Below are 16,683 nucleotides of genomic sequence, written 5' to 3' on the forward strand. Positions count from 1 at the left end.
TTATCCGTTGCCGACACCGAAGTGCCGGACTTTGATCCAAAGGAATCTCACCCGGTAAAAACCGGGACGAGGTTATTTGGCATTTGACAAGTGCACGCTGTTGAGTTCTCAAGGATCGGATGCTCCTGCTGTTCGGCCTCTCGACCTCCCCCGCAGGGCAACTTCTCTATCTTACCCATCTCGCGGCGCTTGTCAAATCGACCAGCCAGCGAGTCGGGGAAGATCCATCCACGTCAAAGACGCTTCGTTCCGAGGAGCGAGTGGGATGGGTTGTGGCTACTTGAGGGGGCGGGGCCTTCCGGCCGCTTCGCTTTCCCCTGTGGGGCCAACAGAGAAAACATTACGCCGCTCCTGCGGTCTCGGCAAATCAGGCCCGCATCCCGGGTGTGTCGCGCGGAATCACGGGGACAGGAGGGTCTGCACCGCGTCGACGAGCACCGCTCCCCCGGAGGAGACCAGCGCCTGGGAGACGGCCGACTGACTGATGTCCTCGTCCGCGGCGATCGCACGCTGGGTATGGCCAAGGCATCGCCGGTAGGTGATGCGACGTGCGCGCTCCCCCATGGCGGAGATCAGCTGGTCGCGGGTGAGGAGTGCGGCATTGGCCAGTCGGACGGACTGGGCTGTGGCGGCATCCTCCCCTTCTGCGGCGACCGCCCACGTGCGCGACGACGGGAGAGCGCGGCTCTGCTTGGCGTGCACGATGTCGATGGCCGCCCGCGCAGCCCACCAGGCCGGCCCCTCGGAGATGGTGCCGACCGCCGTCGACGGCACGTCGCGGACGGGCCCCACCCCGATGCCGAAGCGGCACTCGATGCCATCGGGAAGAGCGAGACGCAGCAGCAGGGTGGCCGTGGTCGCCCCGACGAGGGTGGGGTAGACCCCCTGCAACTCATCGCCCACGATGGGGCGCAGCGGCCGGTCGGCGAGCGGAAAGTCCGCCTCCACCCGTGCGATCGCCGCATCCAGGGCGGCCTGCGCGGTCGCCCGGTCCGGCAACCGGCGCGAGCCGACGATGTCTGCGATCACCGCTGCGTGGCTCATGCCATAAGGCTAGTGCTTATATCTAGAAAATATCAGTGCTTTGCTTATTTTCAGAGGCCCAGCGCATGCGCTGCGGCCTGCGCGCGCGTGATCAGTTCGGCGCGCTGCTCCCCCACGCGCACCGGCGCCGTGCCGCCCGCGCCGTCGCGGCTGGCGACCGACCCCTCGATCGTGAGCACCTCCCGCACGTCGGGGGTGAGCAGCGACGACACCTCGGCGAGCAGGGCGTCGTCGGCGTCGTGCAACTCGATGCCGCGCCGCTCGCATGCCTGCACCAGTGCACCCGAGATCTCGTGCGCGTCACGGAAGGGCACGCCGCGCTTGACGAGCCATTCGGCCACGTCGGTGGCGAGGGAGAACCCCTGCGGCGCGAGGGCGGCCATGCGGCCGGTGTCGAACCGCAGTGTCGCGACCATCCCGGCGAACGCGGGCAGCACCACCTCGAGGGTGGTGACCGAGTCGAACACCGGCTCCTTGTCCTCCTGCAGATCGCGGTTGTAGGCCACGGGCAGGGCCTTCAGCGTCGCCAGCAGGCCCGACAGATTGCCGATCAGCCGACCCGCCTTGCCGCGGGCGAGCTCGGCGATGTCGGGGTTCTTCTTCTGCGGCATGATGCTCGACCCCGTCGAGTAGCCGTCATCGAGCGTGACGAAGCCGAACTCGCGAGTGTTCCAGATGATGACGTCCTCCGCGAAGCGCGAGACGTCGACGGCGATCATCGCCGCCACGAAGGCGAACTCGGCCACGACATCACGCGCTGCGGTGCCGTCGAGGGAGTTCTCCGCCGGGCGCGCGAGCCCCAGTTCGTCGGCGACCAACTGCGGGTCGAGCCCCAGGGTCGCCCCTGCCAGGGCACCGCCGCCGTAGGGCGACACGCTGGCGCGCACCGACCAGTCCCGCAGCCGCTCGAGGTCGCGCACCAGCGGCCACGCGTGCGCCTGCAGATGGTGGGCCAGCAGGATCGGCTGGGCGTGCTGCAGGTGGGTGCGCCCGGGCATGATCGCCGTCGGGTGCGCTTCGGCCTGTGCGACGATCGCGTCGATGACGCGCAGGATCTCGCGCGCGATGACGCGGGCGTGGTCGAGCAGATAGAGCCGCACGAGCGTCGCGATCTGGTCGTTGCGGCTGCGACCGGCGCGCAGCTTGCCGCCGAGGTCGGCGCCGACCTCGGCGATGAGTGCCGCTTCGAGCGCACCATGCACGTCCTCGTCGCCGGGCGCGGCGGTGAGGGAGCCGTCCTGCACGGCGGCGGCCAGCGCATCGAGGCCGGCGTGCATGCGCGCCTCCTCGTCGGCGGTGAGGTAGCCGGCTGCGGCGAGCGCTTTCGCGTGGGCGTGGGAGCCGGCGATGTCGTAAGGAGCGAGCACCCAGTCGAAGTGCGTCGATCGGCTCAGCGCCGCCAGTTCCGGCGACGGGCCCGTCGCGAACCGCCCACCCCAGAGTGCGCCCGCGTTCGTACCTTCGCTCTTGCTTCCGCTCACCGCTCCAGCCTACCGGGGCACGACCGCCCGGTCGGGGACGGCCCGGCCCGCCACGACGCCCACCAGCCACTCGAGCGGTCCGCGCCCGATGAGCAGCGCCCACGCCGTGCAGCCGAGGAGGATTCCGATGGTGATCGGCCAGAACGGCTCCAGCGCACGGAACGCGGCGAGGTCCTGGGTGCGCCCGAGTGCCGCGATCGCCCAGATCACCCAGACGACGAGTTGAGCCACATAGGCCGTCAACGGCATCGCACCCGCCGCCCGCAGCGGCAGCACCAGCCACCGCAGCGGCGTGCGGCACAGCAGCAGGCACACCCCGATCACCGCGATCGCGAAGCCGCCGGATCCGATGACCTCCAGGATGCCGCTGGAGTGCGGTCGCGCCGTCCACGTCGCCGCCCACACCGATGCGCCCTCTTCGTGTTCGCGCGTGCCCGAGACGGCGGCGAGGCCGTAGCCCGTGAGGGTGAGGGCCGCGCCGGCGACCACGAGACGCAGCTGCACCATCGCGTCCCGCAGGTCGGTGCGGGCCAGGCCCATCCCCGCGAGGACGAACGCGATCCACACCGGGAACGGATAGTGCCAGCCCAGCAGCAGCGACACGTCCCCGCCCACCGGCGTCCCCCACCACGGGAGCATGTCCAGTGCGGCCTGCACGAACGGCATCGTCACCGCGCAGCCCGCGGCGACGAGGAACAGGGTGCGGGCGGACAGCCGGGTGAACGGCAGCGACAGGAGGAACAGCAGTGCGTACGCGGGCAGGATGACGAAGACCGGCACGCCGGTGGCGATCAGCGCGAGGCCGATCAGGTACAGCATCCCGGCACGCAGGGCCAGCCGCGCCCGCGCGCTGCGCATGCGCTCGCCCGTCAGCGGGGTTCGTCCCCCGGTGACGATGCCGACCGACACCCCGGCGAGCGTGGCGAAGAGGATGGACGAGCGGCCGTCCACGATTCCCGTCCAGGGTGCGGCCTCAGCCACGCGCTCGTCGAGCAGGTGCGCGGCGAGCATGCCGACGATCGCGAGCCCCCGTGCCAGATCGATCCCGGCCAGCCGGCCGGGCGCGTCCAGTCGGGTTACCCCTGCCGCAGCAGCCACACCAGCAGCGCCTTCTGCGCGTGCAGCCGATTCTCCGCCTCGTCCCAGACCACGCTCTGCGGCCCGTCGATCACTTCGGCGTCGACCTCGTAACCGCGGTCGGCGGGGAGGCAGTGCAGGAAGATCGCGTCGGGTGAGGCGAGCGCCATGGTCTCGGCGGTGACCTTGTAGGCGCCGAGGTCGCGCAGGCGCGCCGCCTTCTCCTCCTCCTTGCCCATCGACACCCAGGTGTCGGTGACGATCACGTCGGCGCCCGCGGCGGCGGCGGCCGGGTCGGTGTACAGCGTCAGCGAGCCGCCCGTCTCGGCGGCGCGACGGTGTGCGTCGGCGACCACGGATTCCTGCGGGCCGTAGCCCTCGGGAGCGGCGATGCGCACGTGCATGCCGGCGGTCACACCGGCGAGCGCGTAGGAGTGGCCCATGTTGCTCCGGCCGTCGCCGAAGAACGTCAGCGTGAGCCCGGCGGGGTCGCCCTTGTGCTCGCGGACGGTGAGCAGATCGGCCAGCAGCTGGCACGGGTGGAAGTCGTCGCTGAGCGCGTTGACGACAGGCACGCGGGTTCCCGCGGCCATCTCCTCGAGCCCTGCCTGCGCGTAGGTGCGCCAGACGATCGCGGCGACCTGGCGCTCCAGCACCCGTGCGGTGTCGGCGGGGGTCTCCTTGCCTCCCAACTGGCTGTTGGCCGTGGAGATGATCAGCGGCGAGCCGCCGAGGTCGGCGATGCCCACCGCGAAAGAGACCCGGGTGCGGGTGGAGGACTTGTCGAAGATCACCGCGACCGTCTGCGGGCCTTCCAGCGGCTTCAGCTTCCAGCGGTCCTTCTTCAGCGCGACGGCCAGGTCGAGGATCTCGGCCTGTTCGGCGGCGGTCAGGTCGTCGTCGCGCAGCAGGTGGCGGGTCACGCGGGGGCCTCCTCGGAGTGGGTGGGGGTGTCGTTCGCAGGGTCGTCGAGCAGCAGAGCCTGCTCGACCGTGGACAGGGAGCGCGCGAACAGGTCGGCGAATTCGTCGATCTCGACGTCGCCGATGGTCAGCGGCGGCGCCAGGCGCACCGTGCGGTCGTTCGCGGCGTTGAGGATGAGTCCGTGCTCCTGCGCGGCGGCGACGATCGCGGCGGCGACGGGATGCCGCAGGGCGACGCCGATCAGCAGACCCTGCCCGCGGCATCCCTCCACCAGGGGTGAGCCGATCGCGGCGATCGCCTCCCGGATCTGGGGGCCGCGCGCAGCGGCGTTGCCGACCAGGTCGGCGGACTCGATCTCGGCGAGCACGGCCGAGGCCACGGCTGTGCCGAGCGCATTGCCGCCGAACGTGGACCCGTGGGTGCCCGGGTAGAACAGCTCCCCGGCTTCGCCGAACGTGATGAGCGCGCCGATCGGGAAGCCGCCGCCGATGCCCTTGGCCACGGTGATGGCGTCGGGGACGATGCCGGCGTGCTGGAACCCGAACCAGGCGCCGGTGCGTCCGGCGCCGGTCTGGATCTCGTCGATGATGAGCAGCGCGCCGTGCCGGGCGGTGAGCTCGCGCGCGGCCTGGAGGAAGCCGGCCGGCAGTTCCACCACGCCCGCCTCGCCCTTGATGGGCTCCACGAACAGCGCCGCGACCCGGTCGTCGAGCGCTGCCTCGAGCGCCTCGACGGTGGAGTCGATGAATTCGACGCCGGGAACCATCGGAAGGAACGGCTCCTGCATGTACGGCTTGCCGGTCAGGGCGAGGGTCCCCATCGTGCGGCCGTGGAAGGCATCCTTCAGCGCGATGATGCGGGGGCGCTCGGCGCCGCCGTGCAGACGGGCGAGCTTGAAGGCGGCCTCGTTGGCCTCGGCGCCCGAGTTGGCGAAGTACACCCGGCCGCTCTCGCCGGTGCCGGCCAGGCGCTTGAGGCGCGCGGCGAGCTCGAGCTGGGGCGGCGTGGCGAAGAAGTTCGACACGTGCGCGAGGGTCGCCGCCTGGGTGGCGACCGCTTCGACGAACGCCGGGTGGGCGTGACCGAGGGAGGTGACGGCGATGCCGGCGAGGAAGTCGAGGTAGCGGCGCCCCTCGGCATCCCACAGCGACGCGCCCTCCCCGCGCACGAACAGTGCGTACCGATCGCCGACGTTGCGCACCAGATCCCGGCGTGCGTCGTCCTGCCAGTTGTCCGCGGTCATCCCGCCACCACCTCCGTGCCGATGCCCTGTTCCGTGAAGATCTCCACCAGCAGCGAGTGGGGCTGGCGGCCGTCGATGATGGCCGCGGTGTCCACTCCCCCGTCCACCGCGTCCAGGCATGCCTGCATCTTCGGGATCATCCCCGACTCCAGGCTCGGCAGCATGGCACGCAGGTCCGTGGCCGTCAGGTGCGACACCAGCGAGCTGCGGTCGGGCCAGTCGGCGTACAGACCCGGCACATCGGTGAGGATGATGAGCTTCGTCGCCCCGAGCGCGACGGCGAGCGATGCCGCGGCGGCGTCGGCGTTGACGTTGAGCGACTGGCCGGGGTTGTCCAGGTCGGGCGCGATGCTCGAGACCACCGGGATGCGACCGGCGGCGAGCTGATCCAGCACCGGCTGCGGGTCCACCTCGACGACGTCGCCCACGTTGCCGAGGTCATGATCCACCCCGTCGACGTGCACGCGGCGACGACGTCCGCCGAACAGGCCGGCGTCCTCGCCCGAGAGGCCGCTGGCGAACGGGCCGTGCGTGTTGATGCGGCTGACCAGCTGCGGGTTGATCTGACCGGTGAGCACCATCCGCACCACCGAGATCGCCTCGGTGGAGGTGACCCGGTAGCCGCCACGGAACTCGCTCGGGATCTCCAGGCGGTCGAGCATGCGGGAGATCTGCGGCCCTCCGCCGTGCACGACGACGGGCTTGACCCCGACGAAACGCAGGTACGCGATGTCTTCGGCGAAGGCGTCCTGCAGCTCTTCGGAGACCATGGCGTTGCCGCCGAACTTGATGACGATGATCTGCTCGCTGAAGCGCTTGAGCCACGGCAGCGACTCGATGAGCACGCCCGCCTTGACCGCGGCCTCTTCGGGGGTGGTCTGCTGGATGTCGGTCATGAGGAATAGGCGCTGTTCTCGTGGACGTAGTCGTGCGTGAGGTCGTTGGTGAGGATCGTCGCCGCGGCGTCGCCGACCTTCAGGTCGATGTGCACGTGCGTTGCGCGGGGGGTGAGGTCGACTTCCTCGCGGGGGCGGTCCGGGCCGCCGGCGGTGCACACGCGCACCCCGTTCATCCAGACGTCCACGTCGTACGGGTCGAACGCCGCGTCGGTCGTGCCGATCGCCGCCAGCACGCGACCCCAGTTCGGGTCGTTGCCGAAGATGGCGGCCTTGAACAGGTTGTTGCGCGCGACCGAGCGTCCCACCGTAACGGCGTCGTCCTCGGTCGCCGCCGCGGTGACCTGGATCGTGATGTCGTGGCTGGCGCCCTCGGCGTCGCCCTGCAGCTGACGGGCGAGGTCGCTGCAGACCGCGGTGAGCGCGGCGCGGAACGCGTGCGGGTCGGGGACGACGTCGGTGGCACCGCTCGCGAGCAGCGTCACCTGGTCGTTGGTCGACATGCAGCCGTCGGAATCGAGCCGGTCGAAGCTCACTCGGGTGGCGGCGCGCAGGTGGGCGTCGGCCTCCGCGGCGTCGAGCACGGCGTCGGTCGTGATCACCACGAGCATGGTCGCCAGGCCAGGAGCGAGCATGCCGGCGCCCTTGGCCATGCCGCCGATCGTCCAGCCCTCCCCGCGGAAGACGCTGGACTTCTGACGCGAATCGGTGGTCATGATCGCCTGGGCGGCATCGTCGCCACCCTCCGGCGACAGCGCGGCGATGCCCCGCGCGACGCCGTCGAGCACTTTGGCGCGGAAGACCTCGTCGCCGGTGCCGATCAGGCCGGTGGAGCAGACGAGCACGTCGCCCGCGCTCACCCCGAGCAGTTCTGCCGTCTTCTCGGCCGTCTGGTGGGTGGTCTGGAAGCCGAACGATCCGGTGAAGCAGTTCGCGCCGCCGGAGTTGAGCACGATGGCCTCGACGACTCCGTCGGCGATCGCCTGCTGGGACCAGATGATCGGGTTCGCCTTGGCGCGGTTGGTGGTGAACACCGCGGCGCCGACCTTGCGGGGGCCGCGGTTGACGACGATCGCGACGTCCTTGTTGCCGCTGGACTTCAGGCCGACGGCCACGCCGGCCGCTTCGAATCCCTGTGCTGCGGTGACGCTCACGGTGCCACTCCGTTCACGGTCAGGCCCGTGGCCTCGGGAAGGCCGAGGGCGATGTTCATCGATTGGATCGCCGCGCCGGCGGTGCCCTTGACGAGGTTGTCCACCGCCGCGACGACGACGACGCGGTTCGCGGCGCGGTCGATCGCGAGGCCCAGCAGCGCGGTGTTGGCGCCGACCACGTCGGCCGTGCGCGGGAAGGTGCCTGCGGGGAGCAGCTGCACGAACGGCTCGTCGCGGTACGCCTGTTCCCAGGCGCCGCGGATGTCGGCATCCGTCGCGCCGGGGGCGATGGGGGCCGAGCTCGTGGCGAGGATGCCGCGGGCCATCGGCACGATCACGGGGGTGAACGAGACGCGGATGCCGGCGGGGTCGGCACTCTCGGAGCTCGCGGCTGCGGCGAGGGCCTGCCGGATCTCGGGAATGTGCCGATGCGTGCCGCCGACGGCATACGGGTTCGCGCTGCCGAGGACCTCGGCGGCGAGCAGGTTCGGCTTGAGGCTCTTGCCCGCTCCGGACGGTCCGACGGCGAGCACCGAGACGATGTCGCCCGGGTCGATGACGCCGGCGGCCACACCGGGCGCGAGGCTGAGGCTGACGGTGGAGGCGTTGCAGCCGGGAGCGGCGATGCGGCTCGCGCCCACGAGGCGGTGACGCTGCTTCCCGCCGTCGACGAGCAGTTCGGGGACGCCGTAGGCCCACGGTTCCGGGAACGGCCCGCCGTAGAACTGCTCCCACGCCGCGGCGGACGTGAGACGGTGATCAGCGCCGGCGTCGATGACGAGCGGGGTGTCGGCCAGCGCGTCGGTGTACTGCGCCGACTGCCCGTGGGGCAGGGCGAGGAACACGATGTCGTGCCCGGCGAGCACCTCGGGCGTGGTCTCCTGCAGCTGCAGGTGGGCCAGCGACCGCAGGTGCGGCTGGTGGTCGATGAGGGGCTGCCCGGCGTTGGAGTGCGCCGTGACGGTGCGGATCTCGATGTCGGGATGAGCGGCGAGCAGACGCAGGATCTCGCCGCCCGCATAGCCGGAAGCGCCGGAGACGGCGACCGAATAGGTCATGAATACACCTTAATTGGCTGGGATGCGGGGCCGGTGACGGCGACACCGACGGCGGCTGGACGGCCGCGCGCAGGGTCGCCTAGAGTCGGCGCCCGTCCCGCCGGCGGCGCGCAGCAGCGATGCTCGAGACGAGCGTCGCGGAGGTGCACACAGCCGAAGGCATGCCGCGACGATATCCCCCCTCAGCCCTCGGTCGCAAACCCGCGTCGGCTGGGGACGGACCCGGCGGGCGACCCAGGGAGTGTCCGAGGCGACTCACTCGATCGCCGAGAGCAGCGAGATCTCCTCTTCGCGCGTCATCCCCGCGCGGCGGTCACGGTCCAGCCCCGCCGTGCGTTCGGCATCCAGCGTGCGTTCGAGCGTCGAGCGCAGCGGCCGCAGCCGCCCGCCCAGGATCTTGTAGGCGGCGTTCGACCGCGACCACACGCCCCGATGCCCCGATGGCACGGTCAGCGGCAGCGAGCGCGGGCCGGACCAGTGCCCGACGGCATGCTCGGCCAGCCACGAGTCCGACGCCGCCACGATGTCGCCCGTGTGCCCGGCGACCTCCCGCGCCTGCGCGAGCACGTCCGCGAGCGTGTGGGGGTCGCCGACGGCGTTGACGACGCCGGTCCAGCGTGCGTCCCCGATCGCGACGATGAAGTCGGCGAGATCGTCCACGTCGATCACCGCGGCGCCCTTGCCGTCGGTCTCGGGGACGAGCACCGGCGCATCCCCCGCGAGGGCGAACCGCGACACCCAGTAGCCGAACCGGTCGGTCGGGTCGCCAGGGCCGGCGATCAGCCCCGGGCGCACGATCGCGGCACGGTGCGCGAGGGCGCTGCGGACGATGGCCTCCGCCGCCGCCTTCTCGTGGGGGTAGTCCGACTGCCCCGCCGCCGCGGGGCCGACCACCGCGTCGGACTCGTCGCCGTCGCCGTCGGCATCCGCGTACACCGAGACCGTCGAGACGAAGGTGAAGTGGCGGGTGTGGGCGGCGAGCGCGGTCACCGCGGACGCCACGTGGGCCGCATCCGAGGACACGTCCACCACTTCATCCCACTCCCGGTCGGCGACGGCGTCATACGCCCCCGGCGCCCCCCGGTCCGCCGTCACCAGGCGTGCCCCCTCGGGTGCGGGTCGTCGTCCGCGCGCCAGGCACGTCACCTTCGCGCCCTTGGCGAGCCAGCGCTCTGCCACCCGAGAACCCAGCCAGCCCGTCCCACCCAGCATCAGCACATCCACCATGGGTCGATTCCAGCAGAGCGGATGCCGCGGCGCGACGCCTTGCGCTCGGGTCGCCCTTGGGTATGGCGCGGCACCGACGGAGCCCCCGCTCGGCGCGGTGTCGGGGCGACCTGCCAGGATCGAGGGATGCTCCGCACTCTCGCCGTCTCCGGCTATCGGTCGCTGCGCGACGTGGTCGTCCCCCTGGCCCCGCTCACCGTCGTCACCGGAGCCAACGGGTCGGGCAAGTCCAACCTGTACCGCGCGCTGCGTCTGCTCTCCGCCACCGCCACCGGATCGCTCATCGCGGCGATCGCCCGTGAGGGCGGCCTCCCCTCCGTGCTGTGGGCGGGCCCCGAGAACGGCGGCGGCGCGGCGACCCTGCGCCGTGCGCCGGTCGCCGTGCAGCTGGGCTTCGCCGGCGACGAGCTCGGCTACCTGATCGACCTCGGCATCCCGCAGTCCGACCAGCGCAACCTCTTCGCCCGCGACCCCGAGATCAAGCGCGAGCAGGTCTTCGCGGGAGCCCTGGCCAAGCCCGCCACCCTGCTCATCGATCGGCTGCGCGGCGCGACCCGGGTGCGCGACGGCGGCTGGACGACGCTGGACCAGACCCTGGCTCCCTTCGAGAGCATCGTCACCGACCTCGCGGACGGCGACACCGCACCCGAGCTGCTGACGCTGCGGCGCATGCTCGGCGCGTGGCGGTTCTACGACCACTTCCGCGTCGACGCCGATGCCCCGGCGCGCCGGCCCCAGGTCGGCACCCGCTCACACACGCTGTCGCACGGCGGCGAGAACCTGGCGGCCGTGTGGGCGACCATCGAGGACGCCGGGAACGGCGCAGCCCTCGCCGCTGCGGTCGATGCGGCGTTCCCCGGCGCGCGCGTCGAGGTCACCGCGGCCGACGGCCTGTTCTCGCTGGCGCTGCGCCTGCCCGGGTTGCTGCGACCGCTGCAGGCCGCCGAGCTCTCCGACGGCACCCTGCGCTACCTCCTGCTGTGCGCGGCGCTGCTGCCGGCGCGACCCGCGCCGCTCATCGTGCTCAACGAGCCGGAGGCCAGTCTGCACGCCGACCTGCTCGACCCCCTGGCCGGGCTCATCGCCGCCGCAGCCGATCGCACCCAGCTGATCGTCGTGACGCACGCGCCGCAGCTGGTCGCGGGTCTCGACGGCGCCGAGCGCGTCGAGCTGCAGCGCACCGCCGACGGCACCGTCGTGGCCGGTCAGGGGCTCCTCGACGTCCCGGCCTGGAACTGGGGATCCCGCTAGACCGACGCTCCCGGCGGGGAGCGCCGGCGGCGCACGCTCACTCGCGGATGGCGGCTCCCAGGCGGTCGGCGGCGACGGCGACCCCGGCGAGCTTCGCCTCGGTGGCCTCCGCCGCGGTCAGCGTGCGGTCGGGCGCGCGGAACCGCAGCGCGAACGTGAGGCTTTTCGCCCCGTCGGGAAGCCCCGCCCCGCGGTAGTCGTCCACCAGCCGCAGGGACTCCAGCAGGTCGCCCGCCCCGTCGACCAGCGCGGCGCGCACGGCGGATGCCGGCGTCTCGGCAGGCACGACGAGCGAGACGTCCTGGGTCGCCGCGGGGTACCCCGACAGCGACGCGACCACGACACGGTCGCCCGCGAGCGACAGCACGCGGTCGAGGTCGATCTCGGCGACGATCACGCGGCCCGGCAGGTCGGCGGCCTCAGAGACGGCCGGCAGCACCTCGCCGACGTACCCCACCTCGATGTCGCCGACAGCCAGCACGCCGGTGCGTCCCGGGTGCAGCGCGGCACGCTCGCCCTGGGCGACATCGATCGTGACACCCGCGGCCACCGCGATGGTGCGGACGGCATCCAGCGCATCGCCCAGATCGAACGCCTCGGCGGACTGCCCGGGCTGCTTCGCGACACGCTGGCCGGTCAGCAGCACGGCGACGTGACGCGGCTGCGGCGGAATCGACGCGTCGAGGGCCGCGAGCGTGGCGGCATCCGGGCGCACCGCCAGCGGCGGCACGTGGTCGGTGCCGTAGGCGACACCGGGCTCAGGCAGGAACACCGCGCCGGTCTCGAACAGCGCGAGGTCGCCGAACCCGCGCGCCAGGTTGCGGTGCGCCACCTGCAGGAGACCCGGCACGAGCGAACGACGCAGGAACGGGGCCTGACCGTCGAGCGGGTTGGCGAGCTTGACGCTGGGCAGGTGCTCCCCCGACGCCGACCCGTGCAGGTCGTTCTGCTCGGCGGTCGTGAACGGGAACGACGGCGTCTCGGTGTACCCGGCGGCTGCCAGCGCGTTCGCCACCCGGCGCCGACCGGACTGCGCGGGCGTCAGCCCGCGGCCCGACGGCGGCACCGGCAGCACGGAGGGGATGCGGTCGTAGCCGTGGATGCGGGCGACCTCCTCGGCGAGGGTCCACGCGTCGGTGAGGTCGGGACGCCACGACGGCGGGATGACGACCCACCCCTGGGCGGTCTCGGTCACCTCGCAGCCGATCGTCTCCAGCGCGCCGACGATCTCCGCATCGCTGTAGTCCACGCCGATGAGCCCCGGGACGAAGGGCTTCGGCAGCTCGATGCCGGCGATGTGCACGTCGGCGAACAGCGCGCCGCCGACCTCGGTGTCGAGCGTGCCACCGGCGTACTCCACCATCAGGTCGGCCACGCGCCGGGCGGCGACGAACGGGATGAGCGGATCCACGCCGCGCTCGAAGCGACGCGACGCCTCGGAGGGCAGCTTGTGCCGCCGGGCGGTGCGCGCGATCGAGACGGTGTCGAAGATCGCGGCTTCGATGAGCACGTCGCGCGTCGCATCGGTCATCTCGGTCGTGCCGCCGCCCATCACGCCGGCGAGGCCGATGGGGCCGGACTCGTCGGTGATGAGCAGGTCCTCGGGGCTGAGCGTGCGCTCCTTGCCGTCGAGCGTCGTGAGCTTCTCGCCCTCGTGCGCCCGGCGCACCGTGATGCCGCCCTGCAGGCGGTCGAGGTCGTAGCCGTGGATCGGGTTGCCGAGCTCGAGCATCACGTAGTTGGTGATGTCGATCAGGATGCCGAGCGACCGGATGCCGGCGAGCGTCAGCCGCGCGACCATCCACGGCGGTGTCGGCTTGGTGGGGTCGACGTCACGGACGATCCGCACGACGAACTCGCTCGCCCCCAGGTGCCCGCGGATGGGCGCCTGGTCATCCACGGCGACGGCGAAGCCCTCCACCGGCTGCTGCAGCTCGCCCCATTCCCGCTCGCCCGGGTCGCGGAACGCCGCACCGGTGGCGTGCGAGTACTCGCGCGCCACGCCGCGCATCGACAGCGCGTACCCGCGGTCGGGCGTGACGTTGATCTCGACGGCGACGTCGTCCAGGCCCAGCAGGGCGATGGCATCCGTCCCCACCTGGGGGTCGAGGCCCAGCTCCACCAGGCGCAGGATGCCGCTGTGCTCGTCACCGAGCCCCAGCTCCTTCGCCGAGGCGATCATGCCGTCCGACACGTGGCCGTACGTCTTGCGCGCCGCGATCGGGAAGGGCCCCGGCAGCACGGCACCCGGCAGGGTCACGACGACCTTGTCGCCGGCGAAGAAGTTGCGGGCGCCGCAGACGATGCCGCGCACTCCCCCGTTGGCCTCGCCGACGTCGACCTGACACCAGCGGATCGTCTTGCCGTTGGACTGGGGCTCCTCGACGAACTCGACCACCTGGCCGACGACGATCGGGCCCTGCAGGTCGAAGCCGTGCACGTCCTCCTCTTCGAAGCCCACCGACACCAGCGCCGCGAGGACATCCTCGGGCGTGGCATCCGCCGGGACGTCGACGTATTCACGCAGCCACGAGAGCGGAACGCGCATCAGACCACCATTCCAAACTGCTCGCTGAAGCGGACATCGCCTTCGGCCATGTCACGCATGTCCTGTACATCGCTGCGGAACATCAGGGTGCGCTCGAAGCCCATTCCGAACGCGAACCCGGAGTACACCTCCGGGTCGATCCCGGCCGCGCGCAGCACATTGGGGTTCACCATCCCGCAGCCGCCCCACTCGATCCAGCGGGCACCGCCCTTGAAGGTGGGGTGCCACAGGTCGAACTCCGCCGACGGCTCGGTGAAGGGGAAGAAGTTCGCCCGCATGCGGGTCTTCGCCTCGTCGCCGAAGAGCACCCGCGCGACATGGTCGAGCGTGCCCTTGAGGTGCGCCATCGTGATGCCCTTGTCGACCACGAGACCCTCGAACTGGCTGAAGACGGGGAGATGGGTCGCATCGAACTCGTCGGTGCGGTACACCCGGCCCGGGGCGAGGATGTAGATCGGCAGGTCGCGCTCGAGCATGCTGCGCACCTGCACGGGGCTGGTGTGCGTGCGCATCACGAGGTGACGCTCGACGGGATCGACGTAGAACGTGTCCTGCATCTGCCGTGCCGGGTGGTCGGCGTCGAAGTTGAGCGCATCGAAGTTGAACCACTCGTGCTCGAGCTCGGGGCCCTCGGCGATCTCCCACCCCATGCCGACGAACAGGTCGGCGATCTGCTCCTGCAGCAGGCTCAGCGGATGCCGTGCACCGGTGCGCGCGCGCTGCGCGAGCGCGGTGACGTCGACCCGCTCGGCCTCGAGGCGTGCGGCGGTCTCGGCCGCGGCGACCTCGCCCTCGCGGGCGGCGAGCGCCTGGGTGACCCGGCCGCGGGCCTGCCCGACGAGCTTGCCGAACTCGGCCTTGCGCTCGTTGGGCACGTTGCGCAGCTGCGCGTTGAGGGCGGCCAGCGGCGAGCCCTCGGCGGTGTGCGCGGAACGCGCCGCCTTCAGCTCGGCCGTGGTGGTGGCGGCGGCGATCGCGGCGAGAGCCGCGTCGACGGCGGCATCCACCGCTTCAGGGGTGATCTCGGGAGTCTCGGACACGAGGAACGAGTCTACCGACGCGGGAGGGCGTTCCCGCGTCGGTAGAGCCGTGGATCAGCCGTCGTTCGGGCCCGCCTTGCCGTCGAGCGCGCGGTCCGCGCGCTGCTGCACCGCGATGAGCTGCGTGTCTGTGACCTCGCCCACCGGGTGGTGCATCGGCGCGACACCGGGCGTGCGCGCCGAGCGGCGCAGACGCTTCTCGACGACCGTGGCCACCAGCGAGAGCAGCAGGCAGAGCCCGATGTAGATGGCGCCGACGATGATCGTCATCGGCACGATCGGCGAGCCGTACGTCGACTGCGAGCCCAGGTAGCGCGCGTAGAACAGCAGCTCGGGGTAGGTGATGATGAAGCCCAGCGCGGTGTCCTTCAGCGTCACCACCAGCTGCGCGATGATCACGGGCAGCATGGCGCGGATCGCCTGCGGCAGCAGCACGAGCCGCATCACACCCGACTTGCGCAGGCCGAGGGCGTAGCCGGCCTCCTGCTGACCGCGCGGCAGCGACTGCACGCCGGCGCGGATGACCTCGGCGAGCACGGGGCCGTTATAGGCGATGAGCGCGATGACGACGGCCCAGTACGAGTCCATCCGGATGCCGATCACCGGCAGCCCGTAGTAGAGCAGGAACATGAAGACCAGCACGGGCACGGCGCGGAACACCTCGACGACGGCGCCGACGGGGATGCGCACCCACGCGTGATCGGACAGTCGCCCGATCGCGAGGACGAAGCCCACCACGAGCGCACCGACCGCCGCCACGGCGAAGGCGGCCAGAGTGCGCAGCGTGGCTTCCCCGATGTTGAGCCACACGGTGGTGTAGCTGAAGGCCTGCCACTTGCGGGCGGAGAACTGCCCGGTGTCGATGAGGCGCCACAGCAGGAAGCCCAGCACCGCCGCGACGAGCAGCACCGTGACGACGCCGAGGATGCGGTTGCGGACGATGGCCCGGGGACCGGGGACGTCGTACAGGACCGAGGTCATCGGGTCACCCTCCATCGGTTCTCGAGCGTTCGCTGCAGCCACGACAGCAGCAGCACCAGCGCCACGAAGATGACCATGACCCAGACGATCACGAGGAACTGGTTCTCGCCCCGCTCACTGAGGTAGTTGCGGGCCGAGCCGAGGTTGACGACCGAGAACCCGGCGGCGACGGTGGTGTTCTTCAGCAGCGCGATGAAGACGCTCATCATCGGCGGGATCACCGAGCGGAACGCCTGCGGCATCACCACGAGGCCCATCACCTGGCCGAAGGTGAGGCCCAGAGCGCGGGCGGCTTCGGCCTGCCCTACCGGGACCGTGTTGATACCGGAGCGGATCGTCTCGGCCACATAGGTCGCGGTGTACAGCCCCAGCGCGCTGATCGCGAGGGTCAGCGACACGTCGGAGGTCAATCGCAGGCCCAGGATCGGAGGCAGGGCGAACGCGAACGCGAAGAACACGAGCGTCAGCGGCGTGTTGCGGATCGTGTTGACGTAGATCGTGCCGACGGCACGGGCCACCGGGATGGGCGAGACGCGCATCGCGGCGACGACGATGCCGAGCACGAGGGCGAGCACCCCGCCGCCGAAGAACAGGATGAGAGTGCCCAGCAGGGCTTCGCCCCACACGTCGGCGTTGTCGGTGATGACGCCCATGCGTACTTCTCTCGGTCGGATCAGGAAGAGGGTCGGGGGGGGGGGCGGGGCCCCCCCCCCCCCCCCCCCCCCCCCCCCACCCCCGGGGCCCCCCCCCCCCCCCCGG

14 protein-coding genes are annotated in these 16,683 nt (G+C 71.5%); 1 reads left to right on the forward strand and 13 read right to left on the reverse strand.

The genetic code is table 11. From position 1 onward, the window contains the following. Window positions 1–399 precede the first annotated feature (399 nt). From NQ165_RS10000 to NQ165_RS10040, 9 genes are all read right to left on the reverse strand, one after another. Window positions 400–1,044 carry a SatD family protein gene (locus NQ165_RS10000; RefSeq protein WP_257533147.1) on the reverse strand — a complete coding sequence of 215 codons (645 nt, stop codon included), beginning with the start codon at window positions 1,042–1,044 and terminating at the stop codon, window positions 400–402. 50 nt (window positions 1,045–1,094) lie between these two features. Beyond that, window positions 1,095–2,525, reverse strand: coding sequence for an argininosuccinate lyase (argH, locus tag NQ165_RS10005; RefSeq protein WP_257533148.1), 1,431 nt, complete (start codon window positions 2,523–2,525; stop codon window positions 1,095–1,097). Window positions 2,526–2,534: 9 nt separating this feature from the next. After that, window positions 2,535–3,623, reverse strand: a complete 1,089-nt coding sequence (locus NQ165_RS10010; protein ID WP_257533150.1) for a DUF1624 domain-containing protein — start codon at window positions 3,621–3,623, stop codon at window positions 2,535–2,537. Continuing rightward, entirely contained in the window at window positions 3,602–4,525 is a 924-nt protein-coding gene (gene argF, locus NQ165_RS10015) for an ornithine carbamoyltransferase (protein WP_257533151.1), read from the reverse strand. The genes NQ165_RS10010 and argF overlap by 22 nt, the downstream gene beginning before the upstream one ends. Next, window positions 4,522–5,769, reverse strand: coding sequence for an acetylornithine transaminase (locus tag NQ165_RS10020; protein WP_257533154.1), 1,248 nt, complete (start codon window positions 5,767–5,769; stop codon window positions 4,522–4,524). The genes argF and NQ165_RS10020 overlap by 4 nt, the downstream gene beginning before the upstream one ends. Beyond that, on the reverse strand, window positions 5,766–6,665 hold the full coding sequence (gene argB / locus NQ165_RS10025) for an acetylglutamate kinase (protein ID WP_257533156.1): 900 nt from the start codon (window positions 6,663–6,665) through the stop codon (window positions 5,766–5,768). Before argB ends, NQ165_RS10020 begins: the two co-directional genes overlap by 4 nt. Beyond that, complete coding sequence (gene argJ, locus NQ165_RS10030) at window positions 6,662–7,819, reverse strand: bifunctional glutamate N-acetyltransferase/amino-acid acetyltransferase ArgJ (RefSeq protein ID WP_257533158.1); 1,158 nt, start codon at window positions 7,817–7,819, stop codon at window positions 6,662–6,664. The genes argB and argJ overlap by 4 nt, the downstream gene beginning before the upstream one ends. Beyond that, window positions 7,816–8,877, reverse strand: a complete 1,062-nt coding sequence (gene argC / locus NQ165_RS10035; RefSeq protein ID WP_257533159.1) for an N-acetyl-gamma-glutamyl-phosphate reductase — start codon at window positions 8,875–8,877, stop codon at window positions 7,816–7,818. Before argC ends, argJ begins: the two co-directional genes overlap by 4 nt. Before the next feature lie 255 nt (window positions 8,878–9,132). Beyond that, window positions 9,133–10,104 carry an NAD-dependent epimerase/dehydratase family protein gene (locus tag NQ165_RS10040; protein ID WP_257533161.1) on the reverse strand — a complete coding sequence of 324 codons (972 nt, stop codon included), beginning with the start codon at window positions 10,102–10,104 and terminating at the stop codon, window positions 9,133–9,135. A 126-nt stretch (window positions 10,105–10,230) separates the two neighbouring features. Here NQ165_RS10040 and NQ165_RS10045 point away from each other — a divergent pair, with 126 nt between their 5' ends. Next, window positions 10,231–11,355, forward strand: coding sequence for an AAA family ATPase (locus tag NQ165_RS10045; RefSeq protein WP_257533163.1), 1,125 nt, complete (start codon window positions 10,231–10,233; stop codon window positions 11,353–11,355). Window positions 11,356–11,392: 37 nt separating this feature from the next. On the opposite strand, the gene pheT is transcribed toward NQ165_RS10045, so the two are convergent. From pheT to NQ165_RS10065, 4 genes are read right to left on the reverse strand one after another with little or no spacing between them, the layout of a single operon-like run. Next, window positions 11,393–13,903 (reverse strand): phenylalanine--tRNA ligase subunit beta, encoded by a 2,511-nt coding sequence (gene pheT / locus NQ165_RS10050; RefSeq protein ID WP_257533165.1) that lies wholly within the window; start codon window positions 13,901–13,903, stop codon window positions 11,393–11,395. Beyond that, window positions 13,903–14,943 carry a phenylalanine--tRNA ligase subunit alpha gene (gene pheS / locus NQ165_RS10055; protein WP_257533167.1) on the reverse strand — a complete coding sequence of 347 codons (1,041 nt, stop codon included), beginning with the start codon at window positions 14,941–14,943 and terminating at the stop codon, window positions 13,903–13,905. Before pheS ends, pheT begins: the two co-directional genes overlap by 1 nt. Before the next feature lie 54 nt (window positions 14,944–14,997). Next, a complete protein-coding gene (locus tag NQ165_RS10060; protein WP_257533168.1) occupies window positions 14,998–15,924 on the reverse strand; it encodes an amino acid ABC transporter permease in 927 nt (308 codons plus the stop codon). Then, window positions 15,921–16,577, reverse strand: a complete 657-nt coding sequence (locus tag NQ165_RS10065) for an amino acid ABC transporter permease (RefSeq protein WP_257533170.1) — start codon at window positions 16,575–16,577, stop codon at window positions 15,921–15,923. The genes NQ165_RS10060 and NQ165_RS10065 overlap by 4 nt, the downstream gene beginning before the upstream one ends. Between the last annotated feature and the right edge of the window lie 106 nt (window positions 16,578–16,683).

Origin of the sequence: Microbacterium sp. zg.Y1084 (assembly GCF_024623595.1) — a bacterium.
Taxonomy (GTDB): Bacteria; Actinomycetota; Actinomycetes; order Actinomycetales; family Microbacteriaceae; genus Microbacterium; species Microbacterium wangruii.

What these genes read in the sequence shown, in the direction of transcription:
- NQ165_RS10000 (WP_257533147.1), bottom strand. Translation starts at nt 1,044, where the DNA reads ATGAGCCACGCAGCGGTGATCGCAGACATCGTCGGCTCGCGCCGGTTG.
- NQ165_RS10020 (WP_257533154.1), bottom strand. Translation starts at nt 5,769, where the DNA reads ATGACCGCGGACAACTGGCAGGACGACGCACGCCGGGATCTGGTGCGC.
- argB (WP_257533156.1), bottom strand. Translation starts at nt 6,665, where the DNA reads ATGACCGACATCCAGCAGACCACCCCCGAAGAGGCCGCGGTCAAGGCG.
- argC (WP_257533159.1), bottom strand. Translation starts at nt 8,877, where the DNA reads ATGACCTATTCGGTCGCCGTCTCCGGCGCTTCCGGCTATGCGGGCGGC.
- NQ165_RS10040 (WP_257533161.1), bottom strand. Translation starts at nt 10,104, where the DNA reads ATGGTGGATGTGCTGATGCTGGGTGGGACGGGCTGGCTGGGTTCTCGG.
- NQ165_RS10045 (WP_257533163.1), top strand. Translation starts at nt 10,231, where the DNA reads ATGCTCCGCACTCTCGCCGTCTCCGGCTATCGGTCGCTGCGCGACGTG.
- pheT (WP_257533165.1), bottom strand. Translation starts at nt 13,903, where the DNA reads ATGCGCGTTCCGCTCTCGTGGCTGCGTGAATACGTCGACGTCCCGGCG.
- NQ165_RS10060 (WP_257533168.1), bottom strand. Translation starts at nt 15,924, where the DNA reads ATGACCTCGGTCCTGTACGACGTCCCCGGTCCCCGGGCCATCGTCCGC.
- NQ165_RS10065 (WP_257533170.1), bottom strand. Translation starts at nt 16,577, where the DNA reads ATGGGCGTCATCACCGACAACGCCGACGTGTGGGGCGAAGCCCTGCTG.